Genomic DNA, 16,380 nt, shown 5'->3' with positions numbered 1-16,380 from the left:
GGACTATCGGACGTAGTAGTTGGGCGCTTCGACGGTCATCGCGACGTCGTGCGGATGGCTCTCTTTGAGGCCCGCCGGGGTGATCCGGACGAACTGCGCCTGCTGCAACACCTCGATGGTGGGCGAGCCGGTGTAGCCCATCGCGGCGCGCAGCCCACCGGTGAGCTGATGGATCACCGACGACAGCGGACCGCGGAACGGCACCCGGCCCTCGATACCCTCGGGCACCAGCTTGTCCTCGGAGAGCGCGTCGTCGGCGAAGTAGCGGTCCTTCGAGTACGACTTGCCCCCGGCCCGGCCCTGCATGGCGCCCAGCGATCCCATGCCGCGGTAGCTCTTGTACTGCTTTCCGTTGACGAAGATCAGGTCGCCGGGCGCCTCGGCAGTGCCGGCCAGCAACGAGCCCAGCATGGCCGTCGATGCGCCGGCGGCCAGCGCCTTGGCGATGTCGCCGGAATACTGCAGTCCCCCGTCCGCAATCACCGGCACGCCTGCCGGCGAGCACGCCGCGACGGCTTCCAGGATCGCCGTGATCTGTGGCGCGCCGACGCCGGCCACCACCCGGGTGGTGCAGATGGATCCGGGGCCCACGCCGACCTTCACCGCGTCGGCGCCGGCCTCGACCAGCGCGGCGGCGGCCGATCTTGTCGCCACGTTGCCGCCGATCACCTGAACGCGGTCGCCCACTTCGGCTTTGAGCTGAGCGACCATGTCGAGCACCAACCGGTTGTGGGCGTGCGCGGTATCCACCACCAGCACGTCGGCGCCGGCGTCGACCAGCATCATCGCGCGTACCCACGCATCCCCGCCGACACCGACGGCAGCGCCCACCAGCAGCCGGCCGTCACTGTCTTTGGTGGCCAGCGGGTGCTGCTCGGTCTTGACGAAGTCCTTGACGGTGATCAGGCCGGTCAGCCTGCCGTGCCCGTCGACGACCGGCAGCTTCTCGATCTTGTTGCGCCGCAGCAGACCCAGCGCCGCGTCGGCGCTCACACCTTCCTGCGCGGTGATCAGCGGCGCCTTGGTCATCACCTCGGCGACCTGCCTGGACTGGTCGACCTCGAACCGCATGTCGCGGTTGGTGATGATGCCGACCAGCGCGCCGGAGTCGTCGACCACCGGCAGCCCGGAGATGCGGAATCGCGCACACAGCGCGTCGACCTGGGCCAGCGTGTTGTCCGGACGGCAGGTGACCGGATCGGTGACCATGCCGGCTTCGGACCGCTTCACCATCTCGACCTGGCCGGCCTGTTCGGCGACGGGCAAATTGCGGTGCAACACACCCATGCCGCCCGCGCGGGCCATCGCGATGGCCATCCGCGCCTCGGTGACGGTGTCCATCGCCGAGCTGACCAACGGCACCTTGAGCCGGATCTTCTTGGTGAGCTGGCTGGACGTGTCGGCGGTGGCCGGCACCACGTCGGACGCCGCGGGCAGCAACAAGACGTCGTCGAACGTCAGGCCCAGCATCGCGATCTTGTTCGGGTTGTCGCCACCGGTCGGCACCGGCTCGGGCGCCAGGCCACCGAGGGAAGTGTCGCGTACGTACGGACTGGCAACCAAGTCAGAGCTGTCTTCGAGGCCGGACATGCCACGGGACATCGGCGGGCCTTCCTTACGCATGCTGTGCAGTGAGAAATCCATCCTATCGGCTCGTCTGCCTCCCCACTCGCAGCTGTTGGGCGCGCCGACGCAAAGGTTCGGTGCTGCACCAGGCCGCTAGCGTTATGGCGGCCCGCCTGCGTACGCTAGGAGGCGTGCGCGACCACCTCCCCCCGGGTTTGCCGCCCGACCCGTTTGCCGACGACCCCTATGATCCGTCGGCTGCCCTGGACGCCGTCGAGCCGGGTCAGCCCCTGGATCAGCAGGAGCGGATGGCGGTCGAGGCAGACTTGGCCGATCTCGCCGTATACGAAGCCCTCTTGGCGCACAAGGGCATTCGCGGGCTGGTGGTGTGTTGCGACGAATGCCAGCAGGACCACTACCACGACTGGGACATGTTGCGCGCCAACCTGTTGCAGCTGCTGATCGACGGCACCGTCCGCCCGCACGAGCCGGCCTACGATCCCGAGCCGGATTCCTATGTCACGTGGGACTACTGCCGCGGATACGCGGACGCCTCACTCAACGAAGCGACGTCTGACGCCGACGGGTATCACCGGCACTGAGCCCTGATTCTAAGGTGTCGGCTCCACCGAAGTAGTGGTTGTCGAGCCGTGATGATGCTTGTGCTTGGTTGACGACGGGGTTGCCGACGGGGTTGACGACGGAGTCGGTGCATCACTCGCGGATGGATTCGGTGGCGAGGTCGTGCTTGGCGTTGTCGACGGAGAAGGAGTGGTGCCCACCGGCGCAGTCCTCGATTGCGGAGCCGGAGTCACCGTCGGCGGCGCGGCCGGCGGCAGCGTCGCATTGGCGTCGCGGCTTTCCACCTTCGTGTTGAGCAGATTCAGCTGGTTGATCAAGTCCTGCCGGCGGCCGGGGTCGTTCATGGCCTGCACGGTGCTGCTGACCTCGGCCAACTGGTTCTGGGCTTGAGCCCATTGGCCCTGCGCGATCAGCTGCTGAGCCTTCGCCAGGTCGGCCTTGGCCGACAGCACGACCTGATCGTCGTCGACCCGCCGCTCGTCGAAGAACATCGAGTGCAGGCCGTATAGCGCGTCTCCGGGACGGGCGTCGGCCACCACAGCCCCGAAGCCGCTCAACACCAGTAGAGAGGCAGCCACCGACCCGACCGCCGCAAGGCCATGACGTGCACGCCGGCGCTCCTCGATTCCGGTGTTCAGGGCCTGTACCGCCTCGTCCGGGGAGACCAGTGCGCTGGCCGGAGGCCAGCGCAGATCGTCGCGCCACTGCCCCAGCAGTGCTGCCAGCGCTTTGTCTTCTAGGCCGTCAGGGTCGTCGAGATCGATATCCGAACGCTCGGCGAGCGCGTCGAGCAGCAAATCAGTGCGGGCCAGCTCGTTCAGGCCTGCGTCGAAGGCCGACGGGTCATCACCGGTAAAGCCCAGATCGGGCGCCGAATCACGCATAATCACCTGCCGCGACAATCTCATCTTTCAACCGTTGAAGCGCGCGATGCTGAGCCACCCGGACCGCACCCGTGGTACTGCCGACGGCGGCGGCGGTTTCCTCGGCGGACAGGCCGACGACGACGCGCAAGATCAGGATCTCGCGTTGCTTGGCGGGCAAGATCTCGAGCAATTCGTTCATCCGGGTGACCGAATCGGCTTCGATGGCCAACTGCTCCGGACCCGCGTCGGCCGACCAGCGCTCGGGCACCGATTCGGCGGGGTAGGCCAGATCGCGCCCGGCCGCCCGGTGAGCGTCGGCCACTTTGTGGGCCGCGATGCCGTACAGGAACGCCAGAAACGGCCGTCCCCGGTCCCGGTATCGCGGCAGGGCCGTGATGGTGGCCAAGCACACCTCCTGAGCCACGTCGTCCGCTGAGAGGCCGCCGCGCTCGATCGTCCCGACCCGCGCGCGGCAGTATCGAACCACGATCGGGCGGATGGTCTCCAGCACCTCCCGAAGCGCATTTCGGTCTCCTGCTACGGCCTCTGCAACCACAGCGTCGAGACTTTCCCCTCGAATTGTCATCGACGGCGGTATCTCCAACGTTACGAACTGGACACATCCCGGGGCTAACTCGTCAGAATGACAATAACGGTCGAATGCAATATCACCCGGTACGCCACGTTCCCCCGGCGCGTCGCACCTGACCTGCGCAAATATCGCGAAATTCGTGTAGTTCGCGTGCCGAAAATGTGACGCTTCCGATATCGATTAGCAAGCAAGACAATGCCCAGCGAAGTGGTATCAGTGCAAATTCGGCGGTCGCTTCCATTGCTGATTCGGCAACGTCGCGGGCCCGCTCGGTGGCCCCGGCGCTGCAGTGCGCGGCGGCCAATACCACCTCGCTCTTGACCCGATGCCGGGCCGACGGGATGCCCATCGCCTCGGCCAACTCGACTCCTTCGGAGGCATGGCGTACCGCGGCCGGCCCGTCACCGGAAGCCATCGCCAACTCCGCGGCCACCCAGCACCGGCGCACGGCCAGCCGGTCGACTGGTGCGGGCAACTCCGTGCGGTCCGCCCGCCCCAACAACTCCGCCGCGGCGGCCAGGCGGCCGACTCCCAGCGCGTCGGCCGCGAGCCCGACAAGTGCGTCGGCCCGGGCCTCCGCATCGCCGCGGGCCAGCAGCAAGGCACGGCCGTCCCAGCCGCGGGCCAGCGTGTGCCAGCCCAGCTGGCGCAGGAAAGATGCCTGCGTGCTGTGCGCCAGGGAGGCCAGCGGGCCGGCCGGTGCGTCGCGGCGCAGCGCCGCCAGGTCGCGGTAGGCGCTGCCATAGCGGCCTTGGCCCCCGGAAGCGACCGCCCGTAACCACAATTCGTAGGGCGTCGTCGCGGTTGGCAGCGGCCAAGTTTGCGGCCGATTTCCAAAGGCCGCAGCGGCCAGCGCGCGTTCAATCATCTTCAGGCTGCTTAGTTTCGCTCACGGTGATAGCGGAGTATCATCCGGTAAACAGTTTGTGGTATCTGCGTTACCGAGATATTACTCACGGCCGATCTTGTGTTAATGGCATCGGATCGACCGCAACGCCCTGAGCTGGGACATTCCGGCGTGGTCCGGTCTGCTGTTAGCACACCTAGGGTTCTAGGAATGCATAACGCATGAACGCAAAGTTAATTCTCTTGCAACGCATAGGAATTTGATCACTCACCGCGGCCATTGACGGAAATTTGATGACGCGCTTAGCGTCTACCCTAAGCGGCAGGTAGTCATCGGTGACACCACTCTTAGTCGCATAACTCGCTTCGCAAACCTGAACTTCACCTGGGCGTGCTGTGTAGAGAGGGACAAGCTATGCCACAACCGGAGCAGCTACCTGGACCCAACGCCGATATCTGGAACTGGCAATTACAGGGCCTGTGCCGCGGCGTCGACTCATCGATGTTCTTCCATCCCGACGGCGAACGCGGCCGGGCCCGGATGCAACGCGAACAACGAGCCAAGGAGATGTGCCGGCGTTGCCCGGTGATCCAGCAGTGCCGTTCGCATGCCCTCGAGGTGGGTGAGCCCTATGGGGTGTGGGGCGGGCTTTCCGAAGCCGAGCGCGACATGCTTCTGAAGGGGGCCCTCGGCCGTCGACGCACGGCCTAACTGACCGTTGGGCCGGTTGGCCCGTTGATTCTGCGGTGAGGGCGTGACTTACTCGCAAAAGTTCTACCTGAGCGCAGAGTCAAAGCTGTGAGTGCACACTCGAGCGTCGGCGCTAGGCGTGATTCGCGATGCCGTCGATCATCACCCGGATGGCCGCCTGGATGGTCTTTGCTCTTTCGGCCTCGTCAAAGGCGGGGTTAAGGCTCATGATCGCCAGACCGAAGATCATGCCGACCACCGCGCGCGAGGTCGCGGTGGTGTCCAGGTCGGCGCGCAGATAGCCGTGTTCACGGCCATGTTCGTAAAAGGCCGCGTTCATTTCGACGGCTAGGTCAAACATGTCGTCGATGCGTCGGCGCAGGTCGGCGTCGACGCTGGCGGCCTCGATGAGCAGCAGCCGCATCACACGAATGTCGTCGCTGATCTCTGCGAGGGCCGCGCCGATCCGGACGGCCTGAGCTCGGTATTCCTCGAGCGTGCTGGCTGCTTCGGGCGCGTTCTCGGCGGCGATCGCCGCCATCGCCCGCTCGATGACGGTGTTGACGACCTCGTCGAGGATCGCGCGTTTGTTCTCGAAGTGCCGGTAGAAGGTGGAATGCCCGATGCCGACGCGTTTGGCGATATCGGCCACGCCGGCATCGTGATAGCCCGATTCAGCGAAGACATCGATGGCCGCGTCGATGATCTCCTCGCGCAGCTGCAGCTTGCGGCGTTCGGCATACGAAGGGCGAGTCACCCGCACAGGATATTTGATTTCGAGACGGAATCATGATTCCGTTATGGGTATAGATATCCCATCCACTCGGCTAAGGACGCTACGGATGACAGCATCAACACGCACGAATTCCCTGGTCGACGACCGGATCTCCCGGTTGCAGCAGATCTCGCAAATCGACCCGCAGGCTGCCCGCGACGCGGCCTGGGCATGGATCGAACGTCTGGGTGCCGGGCTACCCGGCGAGGCTGCGGAGATCGAACTGGCCCAGCTATTCGCGGCCGGCACCCCCGCGGTAGTGGACGGCCAGACCGACGGGATGTTTGTCGGCTGGACAACCCCTGATCCCGACCTGGACCTGACCGGCCGGGTCATCCAGACGGCCGCGCATGCCTTGATCAGTCGGCTGGGGCTGATGCCGTGGCTGGGCAAGAAATTCGACCGCCCGGCCCAACGCGGAACCAACTCGGTCACCATCACAGCCGTAGTACTCGCAACACTGCTGGCCCCGGGCTACCGAATGCGTCGCGTCGGCGACCATTGGGAAGCCTTCGACATGCTCAACCGGGTCGAGTACAGCGTCGTCGCACCAGATACGCGTGTGTTGGTACTGGATTACGAGAGCATCGGCACCAATCCGTGGCCGATCAACCGGGTTCGCGACGAGGCCGTGCAGATCGTGCCGGGCATCTTCCTGGGCGCCAAGCTATGGCATCAGGGCCACGGACAAAGGGGGTATCGCCAGCTGGCGTACTGGGCAGCCAAGTCGCCGATCGACGTCTGCCCGTGACTTCCATCCAGCTCGCCGGCGCTGCGGTGGCGATCACAGGTGGCGCCCGCGGCATCGGGCTGGCGACGGCAAAAGCCTTCGCCGCCAAGGGATCCCGAGTATTCATCGGCGACCTGGATGCCGAGTTGGCGGCTGAGGAGGCCGCCAAGCTCGGTGGCCGCGGGTGCGTCTTGGATGTGCGCTCGCGGAGATCATTTGCCGAATTTCTCGACGCGGTCGACGGCCCGCTGACGGTGTTGGTGAACAACGCCGGCATCATGCCCGCGGGTGCGTTTGAAACCGAGGACGACGCGATTACCGATGCGATTGTCGACATCAATATCAGCGGCGTGCTGAACGGTACGAAGCTGGCACTTCCCGGCATGCTGGACCGCGGCACGGGCCACATCGTCAACATCGGTTCGTATCTGGGAAAGATGCCCGCCGCGGGATTGGCCACCTACTGCGCCAGCAAATACGCCGTCGTCGGGCTCACCGAAGCACTTCGCGACGAACTGGCCGGCACGGGTGTCACGATCACCGCCGTGCTCCCGTCGGCAGTGCGCACCGAGCTCACCGCCGGCGTCAAACTCGGTGGTCTACTGCCGACCGTCGACCCGAGTCGAATCGCCGACGAAGTCGTCGCGTCATGCCGGCACCGGGACGCCATTGTCGCCGTACCTCGATGGATGCGCAGCTACGAAACCGCCGCCGCGATGTTGCCCGACCGGCTACTGGGCGCCATCCGCGGTCCGCTGACTCGCGACCGGGTCCTGCGCACGCTCGACTCCGCGGCGCGGTCGAGTTACGACGAGCGGGTCCGGGCCCACACGGGCTAGCCAGTGCGAAACGCATTCGTAAGGCTCCCTACCGAAAGTAGTATGATTGGTAGGATATCCGGTATGGCAAAAGAGAAAGTTTCCGTGACGATCGATGCCGGCGTGCTGGCCACCGCCGACCTGGACGCCAAGGCCGCTGGTTTGAATCGGTCGGAACTCATCGAGCAGGCCCTGCGCAATGAGCATCTGCGCATCGCGTTGCACGACTACACAACGCGAACCGTTCCCGCACTCGACATCGACGCCTATGCCGAGAAGGTGTATCGAGCCAACCGGGCCGCGGATTTGTGATCAACCCCGGCGACATCGCGCCACGCCGCGACAGCGACCACGAGCTGTACGTTGCGGTGCTGTCCAACGCCTTCCATCTCGCCGCCGATACCGGGCGTGTCATCACCTGCCCGTTTGTCCCTGGCCGATTGCCGGACAGCGCGATGGCGATGGTGGTCGCCGTCGAACAGCCTCAGGGCACACTTCTGCCGGAGCTCGTGCAATGGCTTCCCAGAGCCGCGCTCGACGACCCGATCGGCAGCATCGGGGCGCCCGCGCTTCGCGAAACAGCAGGGATAATCGCTTCGCTCATCTCGTAACCAGACCGCGCTAGCGAGCCGACAGTCCCGCACGTCAGCGCCCAGCGCATCGCCGAGCCATTCCGCCGTCACGGACGAGGGATCAACCGGGAAGCCTGCCATCGGTCCGCCCTCCGTCGCGATGACGCAACTTTACGAAATCCTGCGGATATGGCGGGTTTTTCGGCTTATTAGGCAGCCTGTCGTTCGCCTATCACGTCGACGCGCAGAAAGTCCGGCGCATTGATCACCCAGCGCAGCATGAACCGGATGAACAGCGGCATATCGCTGGCCTTTTCGTCGCGGTAGACGGTGGGATTGCCAACCTGGTAATGCCGCCCCCGGGCGTCGATCTCACAGCCGCCGGCGGCAAGGACATTGCGTACCCAATCCGCGCCGGGCCCGTAGGTCAGCGCGATCACGAAGCCGTCGCCGCGGCGGAACGCCCAGAGCGGGGTGCGGAAGGTCTTGCCCGACTTGCGGCCGCGATGGACCACCACCGCCCAGCCCGGGGCCCACGGTGCGATGAATTTGGTCAGCTGATTCAGCCCGATCTTGTTGAGGTGGGCAACCCATCGCGGCGTCGGCATCTGCAGAACTCCTCACTTGTAGAATTATTTGCCTTCAGGTTAATCCTGGTTCGCGAAAGAAGTCAACAGTTGTAGAATTCTTGACACTATGCCGCGCACAGGACGACGACCGGGCAAAACCGACACCCGCCGCATGCTGCTGGAAACCGCGGCTCACCGGTTCGCCGAAGCGGGCTACGACAAGACTTCGGTGCGCGATATAGCGGGTGCGGCTGGGGTCGATCCGGCGCTGATCAGGCACTATTTCGGCAGCAAAGCGGGGTTGTTTCGGGCGACCATGGGTTGGCCGTTCGATCCGGCGCAGATCGCCGCACAAATTACCGAGGGTGAGCGCAGCGGTCTTGCGCAGCGCCTGACCGGGGTCTTCTTCGAGGCCTGGGAGCAGCCCCAGTCGCGGGCGGCACTGATGGCCATCTTGCGCGGCGCGGCGACCCATGACGAGTCCGCCGCGTTGGTCCGCCAATTCATCAACGGGCAGCTCTATCCGCTGATCGCCGAGGCGGTGCAAGGTCCAGACGGGGAATTACGGGTCGATCTGGCGATGGCGCAACTACTGGGCGTCGCCCTGCTGCGCTACATCATCAAGGTAGAGCCGATCGCGTCGCGACCCGTCGACGAGCTAGTTGCCCGAGTGGCCCCGGTGATCGGCGTTCACCTGAACACCTCGCCGGTCTCGTAGGGTCCGAACATGGACATCTCATGTGCGTTCGCCACGTCGTCGAACACCCCGGCCCACGTGCAGTTAGCCGAAACGCTCGGCTACCGGCGGGCATGGCTGTACGACTCGCCGGCGCTTTATCCCGACGTGTGGATGGTTCTCACCCGGTGCGCCGAGCGCACGTCGCGAATTGGGATCGGGCCAGGGGTGCTGGTTCCCAGCCTGCGGCATCCGATGGTCAACGCGGCCGCGATCGCCGAGCTGGTGGACCGGGCGCCTGGCCGCGTCGTCGTGGCGATCGGCTCGGGTTTCACCGGCCGGATGGCGTTGGGCCGGCGCGCGATGCCCTGGCGGCAGGTCGCCGAATACGTGCGGTGCCTGCGTGCTCTTCTCGCCGGGGAACCTGCCGAGTGGGACGGGGCGAAGATCCGCATGCTGCACCTGCCGGGCTTCGGGGCGCCGCGACCGATCGAGGTGCCGATACTGATCGGCGCCGACGGCCCCAAAGGGTTGGCCGTCGCGGCCGAGCTCGGCGACGGTGTTTTCTCCGCCGCCGTACCCCAGCCCGACGCCGCGAACATCTCCGACTGGCGGGCCTTACTCTGCTTCGGCACCGTGCTCGACGACGGCGAGGACTTGACCTCGCCGCGCGCCATCGACGCAGCGGCGCCCGGCACGGTAGTGCTCTATCACGCCATGTACGAGCGCGGTGGCGCCGCCGCGGTGGACGCGCTGCCGGGCGGACAACGTTGGCGGGAGGCGATCGAGGCCTACCCGCCGGACGAGCGGCATCTCGCCATCCACGCGGGGCATTTGGTCAAGGCCAATCCAAACGACGAGCCGCACGTTGCTGACCTCCTCCCCTTGGCCAGCTCGACGGCGCTGACCGGCCCTGCAAGGCACGTCGCAGAAAAGATCGCGGGATTCGACGCGCTCGGCGTGACCGAGATCGTCTATCAGCCAGCAGGTTCCGACATCGAACGAGAACTCAACGCATTCGCGTCCGCCGCTGGGCTCGCAGCCTGATCGGCCGACAACCCAACGCGACACTAGCTGCGGCGACGCACTGAGAATGCCTGCAGCCGTTTAAGTCTCGGCGCACGAAAAGTTGAGTACTCGATTACTCGATCATGGCGAGGTCCGCAGGCGGATACTCGAATCCGATAGCCCGAAGGAGACGATCGTGGCAGGTCAATTCGACGGCAAAGTCGCGTTCATCACGGGCGCCGCGCGGGGCCAAGGCCGGTCACACGCTGTTCGGTTCGCCGAGGAGGGCGCCGACATCATCGCCGTGGATCTCTGCGATCAGATGGCTTGCGTCGCCTATCCGATGTCGACCAGAGAGGATCTGGACGAGACCGTCAACCTCGTCGAAAAGACCGGCCGTCGCATCGTCGCCGAGCAGGGCGATGTCCGAGACTTCGAGAGGCTGAAAGCCGTTGTGGCCCAAGGCGTGGCCGAATTAGGGCGACTCGACTTCGTGCTCGCGAACGCGGGAATCTTGCCGGCGGTCGGCGAACAGCGACACGACCTGGCGGCCTACATCGATTCGGTCGACGTGCTGCTCAACGGTGTCTACCACACGATCGAGGCCGCATTGCCCGCGCTCTTGGACCACGACGAGGGCGGGGCCATCGTGATCACCAGCTCGACGGCCGGGCTCAACAGTCTCTGTCCAGCCTTCAGTAGTCGAAGCCACGGGTTGGCCGGCTACCACGCCGCCAAGCATGGCGTCGTCGGCTTGATGAGATACTATGCAACCTCGTTGGCGGAGAAGAACATTCGAGTCAATACTGTGCACCCTACCGGTGTCAACACGCCCATGATCGTCAACGAGCCGTTCGCGCAATTGATGGCCGAGCATCCCGAAGGTGCGTCCGCGTTACAAGCGCCGTTGCCGGTAGAGCTCGTCGAAGCCGCTGACGTGAGCGAAGCCATGGTGTATCTCTGCGGGCAGTCGGGCCGTTACATCACCGGCATCACATTGCCCGTAGACGGCGGCATCACGGTCAAATAGTCGTTTCGACCTCGACAAATCCGGGTAGGCACCGCCCATGAACAAGGGCATTTCCTTCGCCGTCGCGGCGCTTACCGCCGCCATCGCACCGTTAGGTGCATGCTCAAACCAGGGCGGTAACCAGGCCACAACGTCCTCTGGCGCGCCGCCCGGCACGGAGCGGATGACCACGCAGTTGAAAGGCGCCGACGGCAGTCAAGTCGGCACTGCCACAATCGATTTCACCAACGGCTACGCCACCGTGACCGTGGAAGCCGGGCCGAACCACGTCTTGAGCCCCGGCTTCCATGGCCTTCGGATCCACTCGATCGGCAGATGCGAGCCCAGTTCGGCTGCGCCGTCGGAGGGAGTGAGCGGAGACTTCATTTCCGCCGGAGGCGTCTACCAGGCGTCAGGTCACACAGGCTATCCCGCCAGCGGCGATCTGACTGCATTGCAGGTGCGGCCCGATGGCTCGGCGAAATTGGTCACGACCACCAGCGCCTTCACCGCCGCGGACCTGAGAAGCAGCTCGGGTAGCGCCCTCGTCATTCAGCAGGACGTGGATTACCTCAGCAATGGCACCGCGGCTGATTTGGGTAAGCGGTTGGCCTGCGGCGTGATTGCAGCGGCGGCCGCGACGACGACCTCGTCGACCACGCCGACAACTACTGTCACGACGGTCATCACTACGACGGCAATGCCGCCGGCGTCCACGAGCACGAGTACCAGCACGAGCACCGTCACGGTCACCAGCGGCCCGACCACCACGTACTCGACGACGTTCCCGCCCACCACGACCGTAACGACTCGTCCCGGCGGCTGACGCCGCGGACGCGATCCGGTTCTCTCGGGTCCCGCTAAGCAGTCACTTGCGCGCGAAGGCAGCGAGCTCCGCATTGACGGCCGCAGGATCTGGTTCCGCGTACATCTTCGGATCCCGCTTCGCGACCCAGACGAGAAACGGGCAGCTGGTCGCGGGACCGTCCACCGCTCCCAGTTGTTCGATGTGCTTGCCTGTTCTGGCTTCGCGTAGCTCGATGTCGTACTGAACGGAGTAGTAGTCAACGGTCACGTGTTCGCCCGCGTCAGTCTCGAAGTTGCAGGTGAGTGACTTCACCTCGGTCCCAGCTTTATGGGAAAGGCAGGCAACGACATTCGCCGACTGGAAGTCGTCGGGACTCACCCGGTAGTCGGCACGCGAGTCAAGTGTCAGTTCCCGCCAATGGTCGGCCGAAGTCGCGAAGTTCGGCATATTCGGCGGCTCGTTCGGAGCGAACGCGGCGATCTTGTAGGGCTTCCCGTACGTGGCGGCATTACTGATTGATCCGCGATCGCAAACAACATCGAAGTCCGAGAGCGAGTTGGCTTTCTTGACTCCGCCGCGCCCGTCGAGACCTTCGCGGGCGATGCCCTGGATTACGAAAAACCCGACCAAAGCCGCCGGTATTAGAACGATGATCGCCGCAAGCGCGAGCACGACTATCAGCACGACCTTGGTCTTGCGCGGCGCAGGCGGGTACGGCGGAGGCCAATGCTGTTGGTACTGCGGCGGTTTCGGCGGCCACTGCTGGGGATAGCTCACGCTTGTGACTCACACGTCGCGGTGCGGAAGCGAACGAGCGTTGTCTTTGCTGCAGCAGCGAGCAACTCTCGCCGATCCGGTTGGCGATCTCCCGGTAACCCGAGCATGAGACCTTTCGCTGCTTTCGGTCCGTTCCGCCGTGCGAATTCACCTAGTATGTCGGCCTTCTCGTCGTCGCGTCTGACCGCTGTCGGTGCAGCACTGAACCACTGGCGCTTGATCAGGAGCCGCACATTTCGGGCATTGCCGAGAATCTTCGGCCAGTTCGCCGTGCTGGACACCAGGACATCGCCGTCGTCCCAAGGGAAGTAGCCGACGACGAAAGTGTATTCATTGCCAGTCTTTCCGCCGATGTAGCTGAGCAGCATCAGACGTCCACTCAGCAGCCAGTGCAGCGGGGACTTGAGGAGCGGCCGTACTACTGCGTTCGCCCTCGCGAAGAACGAGGCTAGACGTGCAGGATCATCCATCACTCGATCGACTATGCCACCGAGGGGCTGCCCCCTGCGCCCGCCGATACCCCCCTGCTTATGCACCTTGACGATCCTTTGTTCGCCCCGTGGATACGCCAGCGCACGCAAAGTCATTTCGTACTAGGTCGCCGTACCATTCAGGTACAGAAAGCCCATACAAGAGGTGGCAACTTCATGGCGAAGGCTGCCTCTCTCCAGCCATTCGCCACGCCGACATGAAGCGAGCCCAGGTCGAGACATACACCTGATGACCCGTGTTCTTGATGACGGCGCCCTAGACTGACGCAATGTTCGCCGTCCCGGAAATCCGGTACGCGAGGTCGGGCGACGTGAACATCGCCTATCAGGTCATCGGCAACGGGCCGTTCGACCTCATTCACGTGCCAATGTTTGTCTCAAATCTCGAGTTGCAGTGGGAGGATCCAGCCGAGCGCAGATATTTCGAGCGTCTCGCGTCGTTCTCTCGTCTGATTATGTTCGACAAACGCGGCACCGGCCTGTCGGATCGCGTCCCCGTGGCGACACTCGAGGAACGGATGGACGATCTCCGCGCCGTGATGGATGACGCTGGCTCAGAGCGGGCCGCCGTATTCGGAAGCTCCGAAGGCGGGGCGATGTCGATCCTCTTCGCCGCCACCTACCCGCAACGGGTGTCGGCACTCGTGTTGTACGGCGCATATTCGCGCATGACGTGGGCGCCCGACTACCCGGATGGTTTTCCCGAAGAACTCTGGGCTGAAGGGCAGTCGCGTCGAGCAAGCCCCCGGCCCCTGAGGACCGGGGGGCTCCGTCACACCGAATGACTAATGCGCGTGACCGTGGTGGTGGTCGTGCTCGTCCGCCTTTTCAGGTTTGTCCACCACCGCCGTCTCCGTGGTGAGCACCATTCGGGCCACCGAGGCCGCGTTGAGCACCGCCGACCTGGTGACCTTGACCGGGTCGATGACGCCGTCGGCGGCCAAGTCGCCGTAGCTCAACGTGTCCGCGTTCAGGCCCTGACCGGCGGGCAGTTCGCTCACCTTGTTGACGACGACCGAGCCGTCCAATCCGGCGTTGGTGGCGATCCAGTACAGCGGTGCGCGCAGCGCGTCGGAGAACACGTCGACACCCAGCGCCTCGTCACCGGACAGCGACGCACGCAGCTCCTGCAGCCGCTTGCCCGCCTGAATGAGCGCCGACCCACCACCGGCGACGATGCCCTCCTCGACGGCGGCCTTGGCCGCGGCGACCGCATCCTCGACGCTTTCCTTGCGCTCCTTGAGCGCGGTCTCCGTGGCCGCACCCACCTTGATGACGGCCACCCCGCCCGCCAGCTTGGCCAGCCGCTCGCTGAGCTTCTCGCGATCCCAGTCCGAGTCAGTGGTCTCGATCTCGGCACGCAGCTGCTTGACGCGGTTGGCGATCGCATCCGCCGAGCCGCCGCCGTCGACGATGATGGTGTCGTCCTTGGTGACAACGACGCGCCGTGCCGAGCCCAGTACCTCGAGGCCGACCTCGCGCAGCAACAGCCCGGTGTCCGGGTTGACCACCTCGGCGCCGGTCACCACCGCGAGATCCTGCATGAACGCCTTGCGCCGGTCACCGAAGTACGGCGATTTGACGGCGACGGCTTTCAGCGTCTTGCGAATGGAGTTCACCACCAAGGTCGCAAGCGCCTCGCCCTCGACGTCCTCGGCGATAATCAGCAACGGCTTGCCCGATTCCGCGACCTTCTCCAGCAGCGGCAGCAGGTCCGGCAGCGAGCTGATCTTGTCCTGATGCAACAGGATCAGCGGGTCTTCGAGCACGGCCTCCTGCGAGTCGAAGTCGGTGACGAAGTACGCCGACAGGAACCCCTTGTCGAAGCCGACGCCTTCGGTGAACTCCAGCTCGGTGCCCAGCGTCGAGGATTCTTCGACGCTGACCACACCGTCGTGACCGACCTTGCTCATCGCCTCTCCGACCAGCTCACCGATCTGCGGGTCGCGCGACGAGACCGTCGCCACCTGGGCGATCGCGTTCTTGTCGGACACCGGAGTGGCCGACGAGAGCAGCGCCTCGCTCACGGCATCGGCAGCCTTACCGATGCCCGAGCCGAGGGCGATGGGATTGGCCCCGGCCGCCACCAGCCGCAGGCCGGCCTTGACCAGCGCCTGGGCTAACACCGTCGCGGTGGTGGTGCCGTCACCGGCGACGTCGTTGGTCTTGGTCGCGACCGACTTCACCAGCTGAGCGCCGAGGTTTTCGAATGGGTCTTCCAGGTCGATCTCACGCGCGACGGTCACCCCGTCATTGGTCACGGTCGGCCCGCCGAAGGACTTGGCCAGCACCACATGCCGTCCGCGCGGCCCCAGCGTCACCCGTACCGCGTCGGCGAGCTTGTCCACGCCGGCCTCCATGGCACGACGCGCGGTTTCGTCGAACTCAATGATCTTGCTCATAAGGCTCCCTGCTGCTCAATGGTGGCGACCCGCTTCGCCCGGCTCCGCCGCGCTCGCGATCGCCACCGGTCTTAATGGCGGCGACCCGCCTCGCCCGGCTCCGCCGCGCTCGCGATCGCCACGGGTTCAATGGTGGCGACCCGCCTCGCCCGGCTCCGCCGCGCTCGCGATCGCCACGAACGCATGCCGCCCCGGAAATCGCCCGCGCTGCAACGCGGGGATCGCCGGGGCGGAACACGGTCTTTTACTTGTTGACGACAGCCAGCACGTCGCGCGCCGACAGAATCAGGTACTCCTCGCCGCCGTACTTGATCTCGGTGCCGCCGTACTTGCTGTAGATGACGGTGTCGCCCTCGGCGACGTCCAGCGGAATCCGCTTCTCGCCGTCCTCGTCCCACCGGCCGGGGCCGACTGCGACGACGGTGCCCTCCTGGGGCTTCTCCTTGGCTGTGTCAGGAATGACCAGACCGGACGCGGTCGTGGTCTCGGCCTCGTTGGCCTGTACGAGGATCTTGTCCTCGAGTGGCTTGATGTTCACCTTCGCCACGATTAGAGCCCTCCACTTGTTGGTTCGGGTCGGTGCCTTCGGGCCCCGACTGTTT

At 65.1% G+C, this 16,380-nt stretch carries 21 protein-coding genes; 11 read left to right on the top strand and 10 right to left on the bottom strand.

Annotation, left to right across the window (positions count from 1 at the left end; all coding sequences use genetic code 11):
- Window positions 1-3: 3 nt before the first annotated feature.
- Window positions 4-1,602 (bottom strand): IMP dehydrogenase, encoded by a 1,599-nt coding sequence (guaB, locus tag AC5Y2L_RS08405; RefSeq protein WP_499933906.1) that lies wholly within the window; start codon window positions 1,600-1,602, stop codon window positions 4-6.
- Window positions 1,603-1,757: 155 nt separating this feature from the next.
- On the opposite strand from guaB, the gene AC5Y2L_RS08400 reads away from it, so the two are divergent.
- Window positions 1,758-2,168: a DUF5319 domain-containing protein gene (locus AC5Y2L_RS08400; RefSeq protein WP_067241274.1), complete on the top strand. Its 411-nt coding sequence runs from the start codon at window positions 1,758-1,760 to the stop codon at window positions 2,166-2,168.
- Between the two features lie 9 nt (window positions 2,169-2,177).
- Here the strand turns inward: AC5Y2L_RS08400 and AC5Y2L_RS08395 are convergent, their stop codons facing one another.
- From AC5Y2L_RS08395 to AC5Y2L_RS08385, 3 genes are all read right to left on the bottom strand, one after another.
- Complete coding sequence (locus tag AC5Y2L_RS08395; RefSeq protein WP_499933658.1) at window positions 2,178-3,056, bottom strand: anti-sigma-D factor RsdA; 879 nt, start codon at window positions 3,054-3,056, stop codon at window positions 2,178-2,180.
- Window positions 3,025-3,600: an ECF RNA polymerase sigma factor SigD gene (gene sigD, locus AC5Y2L_RS08390; RefSeq protein ID WP_499933660.1), complete on the bottom strand. Its 576-nt coding sequence runs from the start codon at window positions 3,598-3,600 to the stop codon at window positions 3,025-3,027. Before sigD ends, AC5Y2L_RS08395 begins: the two co-directional genes overlap by 32 nt.
- 82 nt (window positions 3,601-3,682) lie before the next feature.
- Window positions 3,683-4,474 carry a hypothetical protein gene (locus tag AC5Y2L_RS08385; RefSeq protein ID WP_499933661.1) on the bottom strand — a complete coding sequence of 264 codons (792 nt, stop codon included), beginning with the start codon at window positions 4,472-4,474 and terminating at the stop codon, window positions 3,683-3,685.
- A gap of 393 nt (window positions 4,475-4,867) precedes the next feature.
- Between AC5Y2L_RS08385 and AC5Y2L_RS08380 the strand changes: the two genes are divergently transcribed.
- The gene (locus AC5Y2L_RS08380) at window positions 4,868-5,164 is read left to right on the top strand and encodes a WhiB family transcriptional regulator (protein ID WP_499933663.1); all 297 of its coding nucleotides are present in this window, start codon (window positions 4,868-4,870) and stop codon (window positions 5,162-5,164) included.
- A gap of 112 nt (window positions 5,165-5,276) precedes the next feature.
- Here AC5Y2L_RS08380 and AC5Y2L_RS08375 read toward each other — a convergent pair whose 3' ends face one another.
- Entirely contained in the window at window positions 5,277-5,900 is a 624-nt protein-coding gene (locus AC5Y2L_RS08375; protein ID WP_499933664.1) for a TetR/AcrR family transcriptional regulator, read from the bottom strand.
- Window positions 5,901-5,985: 85 nt separating this feature from the next.
- Here AC5Y2L_RS08375 and AC5Y2L_RS08370 point away from each other — a divergent pair, with 85 nt between their 5' ends.
- The 4 genes from AC5Y2L_RS08370 (at window position 5,986) to AC5Y2L_RS08355 (ending at window position 8,077) form a co-directional block, all read left to right on the top strand.
- Window positions 5,986-6,669 (top strand): hypothetical protein, encoded by a 684-nt coding sequence (locus tag AC5Y2L_RS08370; protein WP_499933666.1) that lies wholly within the window; start codon window positions 5,986-5,988, stop codon window positions 6,667-6,669.
- Window positions 6,666-7,487 carry an SDR family oxidoreductase gene (locus tag AC5Y2L_RS08365; protein ID WP_499933668.1) on the top strand — a complete coding sequence of 274 codons (822 nt, stop codon included), beginning with the start codon at window positions 6,666-6,668 and terminating at the stop codon, window positions 7,485-7,487. The genes AC5Y2L_RS08370 and AC5Y2L_RS08365 overlap by 4 nt, the downstream gene beginning before the upstream one ends.
- A 63-nt stretch (window positions 7,488-7,550) precedes the next feature.
- A complete protein-coding gene (locus tag AC5Y2L_RS08360) occupies window positions 7,551-7,778 on the top strand; it encodes a ribbon-helix-helix domain-containing protein (protein WP_499933670.1) in 228 nt (75 codons plus the stop codon).
- Window positions 7,775-8,077 (top strand): toxin, encoded by a 303-nt coding sequence (locus tag AC5Y2L_RS08355; RefSeq protein ID WP_499933672.1) that lies wholly within the window; start codon window positions 7,775-7,777, stop codon window positions 8,075-8,077. Before AC5Y2L_RS08360 ends, AC5Y2L_RS08355 begins: the two co-directional genes overlap by 4 nt.
- Before the next feature lie 170 nt (window positions 8,078-8,247).
- Here the strand turns inward: AC5Y2L_RS08355 and AC5Y2L_RS08350 are convergent, their stop codons facing one another.
- On the bottom strand, window positions 8,248-8,646 hold the full coding sequence (locus AC5Y2L_RS08350) for a nitroreductase family deazaflavin-dependent oxidoreductase (RefSeq protein ID WP_499933674.1): 399 nt from the start codon (window positions 8,644-8,646) through the stop codon (window positions 8,248-8,250).
- Between the two features lie 88 nt (window positions 8,647-8,734).
- Here AC5Y2L_RS08350 and AC5Y2L_RS08345 point away from each other — a divergent pair, with 88 nt between their 5' ends.
- From AC5Y2L_RS08345 to AC5Y2L_RS08330, 4 genes are all read left to right on the top strand, one after another.
- Window positions 8,735-9,325, top strand: a complete 591-nt coding sequence (locus tag AC5Y2L_RS08345; RefSeq protein ID WP_499933676.1) for a TetR/AcrR family transcriptional regulator — start codon at window positions 8,735-8,737, stop codon at window positions 9,323-9,325.
- Window positions 9,326-9,334: 9 nt separating this feature from the next.
- A complete protein-coding gene (locus AC5Y2L_RS08340) occupies window positions 9,335-10,330 on the top strand; it encodes an LLM class flavin-dependent oxidoreductase (RefSeq protein ID WP_499933678.1) in 996 nt (331 codons plus the stop codon).
- A 157-nt stretch (window positions 10,331-10,487) separates the two neighbouring features.
- The gene (locus tag AC5Y2L_RS08335; protein WP_499933680.1) at window positions 10,488-11,321 is read left to right on the top strand and encodes a mycofactocin-coupled SDR family oxidoreductase; all 834 of its coding nucleotides are present in this window, start codon (window positions 10,488-10,490) and stop codon (window positions 11,319-11,321) included.
- Window positions 11,322-11,358: 37 nt separating this feature from the next.
- Window positions 11,359-12,126, top strand: a complete 768-nt coding sequence (locus AC5Y2L_RS08330) for a superoxide dismutase family protein (RefSeq protein WP_499933681.1) — start codon at window positions 11,359-11,361, stop codon at window positions 12,124-12,126.
- 42 nt (window positions 12,127-12,168) lie between these two features.
- Here AC5Y2L_RS08330 and AC5Y2L_RS08325 read toward each other — a convergent pair whose 3' ends face one another.
- Window positions 12,169-12,885, bottom strand: coding sequence for a hypothetical protein (locus tag AC5Y2L_RS08325; protein WP_499933683.1), 717 nt, complete (start codon window positions 12,883-12,885; stop codon window positions 12,169-12,171).
- Window positions 12,882-13,358 (bottom strand): PNPOx family protein, encoded by a 477-nt coding sequence (locus AC5Y2L_RS08320; protein WP_499933685.1) that lies wholly within the window; start codon window positions 13,356-13,358, stop codon window positions 12,882-12,884. Before AC5Y2L_RS08320 ends, AC5Y2L_RS08325 begins: the two co-directional genes overlap by 4 nt.
- A gap of 287 nt (window positions 13,359-13,645) precedes the next feature.
- On the opposite strand from AC5Y2L_RS08320, the gene AC5Y2L_RS08315 reads away from it, so the two are divergent.
- A complete protein-coding gene (locus AC5Y2L_RS08315) occupies window positions 13,646-14,161 on the top strand; it encodes an alpha/beta fold hydrolase (protein ID WP_499933687.1) in 516 nt (171 codons plus the stop codon).
- On the opposite strand, the gene groL is transcribed toward AC5Y2L_RS08315, so the two are convergent.
- Together groL and groES are read right to left on the bottom strand one after the other, a co-directional pair.
- Window positions 14,162-15,778 carry a chaperonin GroEL gene (groL, locus tag AC5Y2L_RS08310; RefSeq protein WP_499933689.1) on the bottom strand — a complete coding sequence of 539 codons (1,617 nt, stop codon included), beginning with the start codon at window positions 15,776-15,778 and terminating at the stop codon, window positions 14,162-14,164. It abuts the gene before it with no gap.
- A 244-nt stretch (window positions 15,779-16,022) separates the two neighbouring features.
- Entirely contained in the window at window positions 16,023-16,325 is a 303-nt protein-coding gene (gene groES / locus AC5Y2L_RS08305; protein WP_065156784.1) for a co-chaperone GroES, read from the bottom strand.
- Window positions 16,326-16,380: the final 55 nt, after the last annotated feature.

It is taken from the genome of Mycobacterium sp. NGS66 (genome assembly GCF_059812225.1).
The sequence above is the reverse complement of the archived record's forward strand: the minus strand, read 5'-3'. Positions and strand labels throughout refer to the sequence as shown.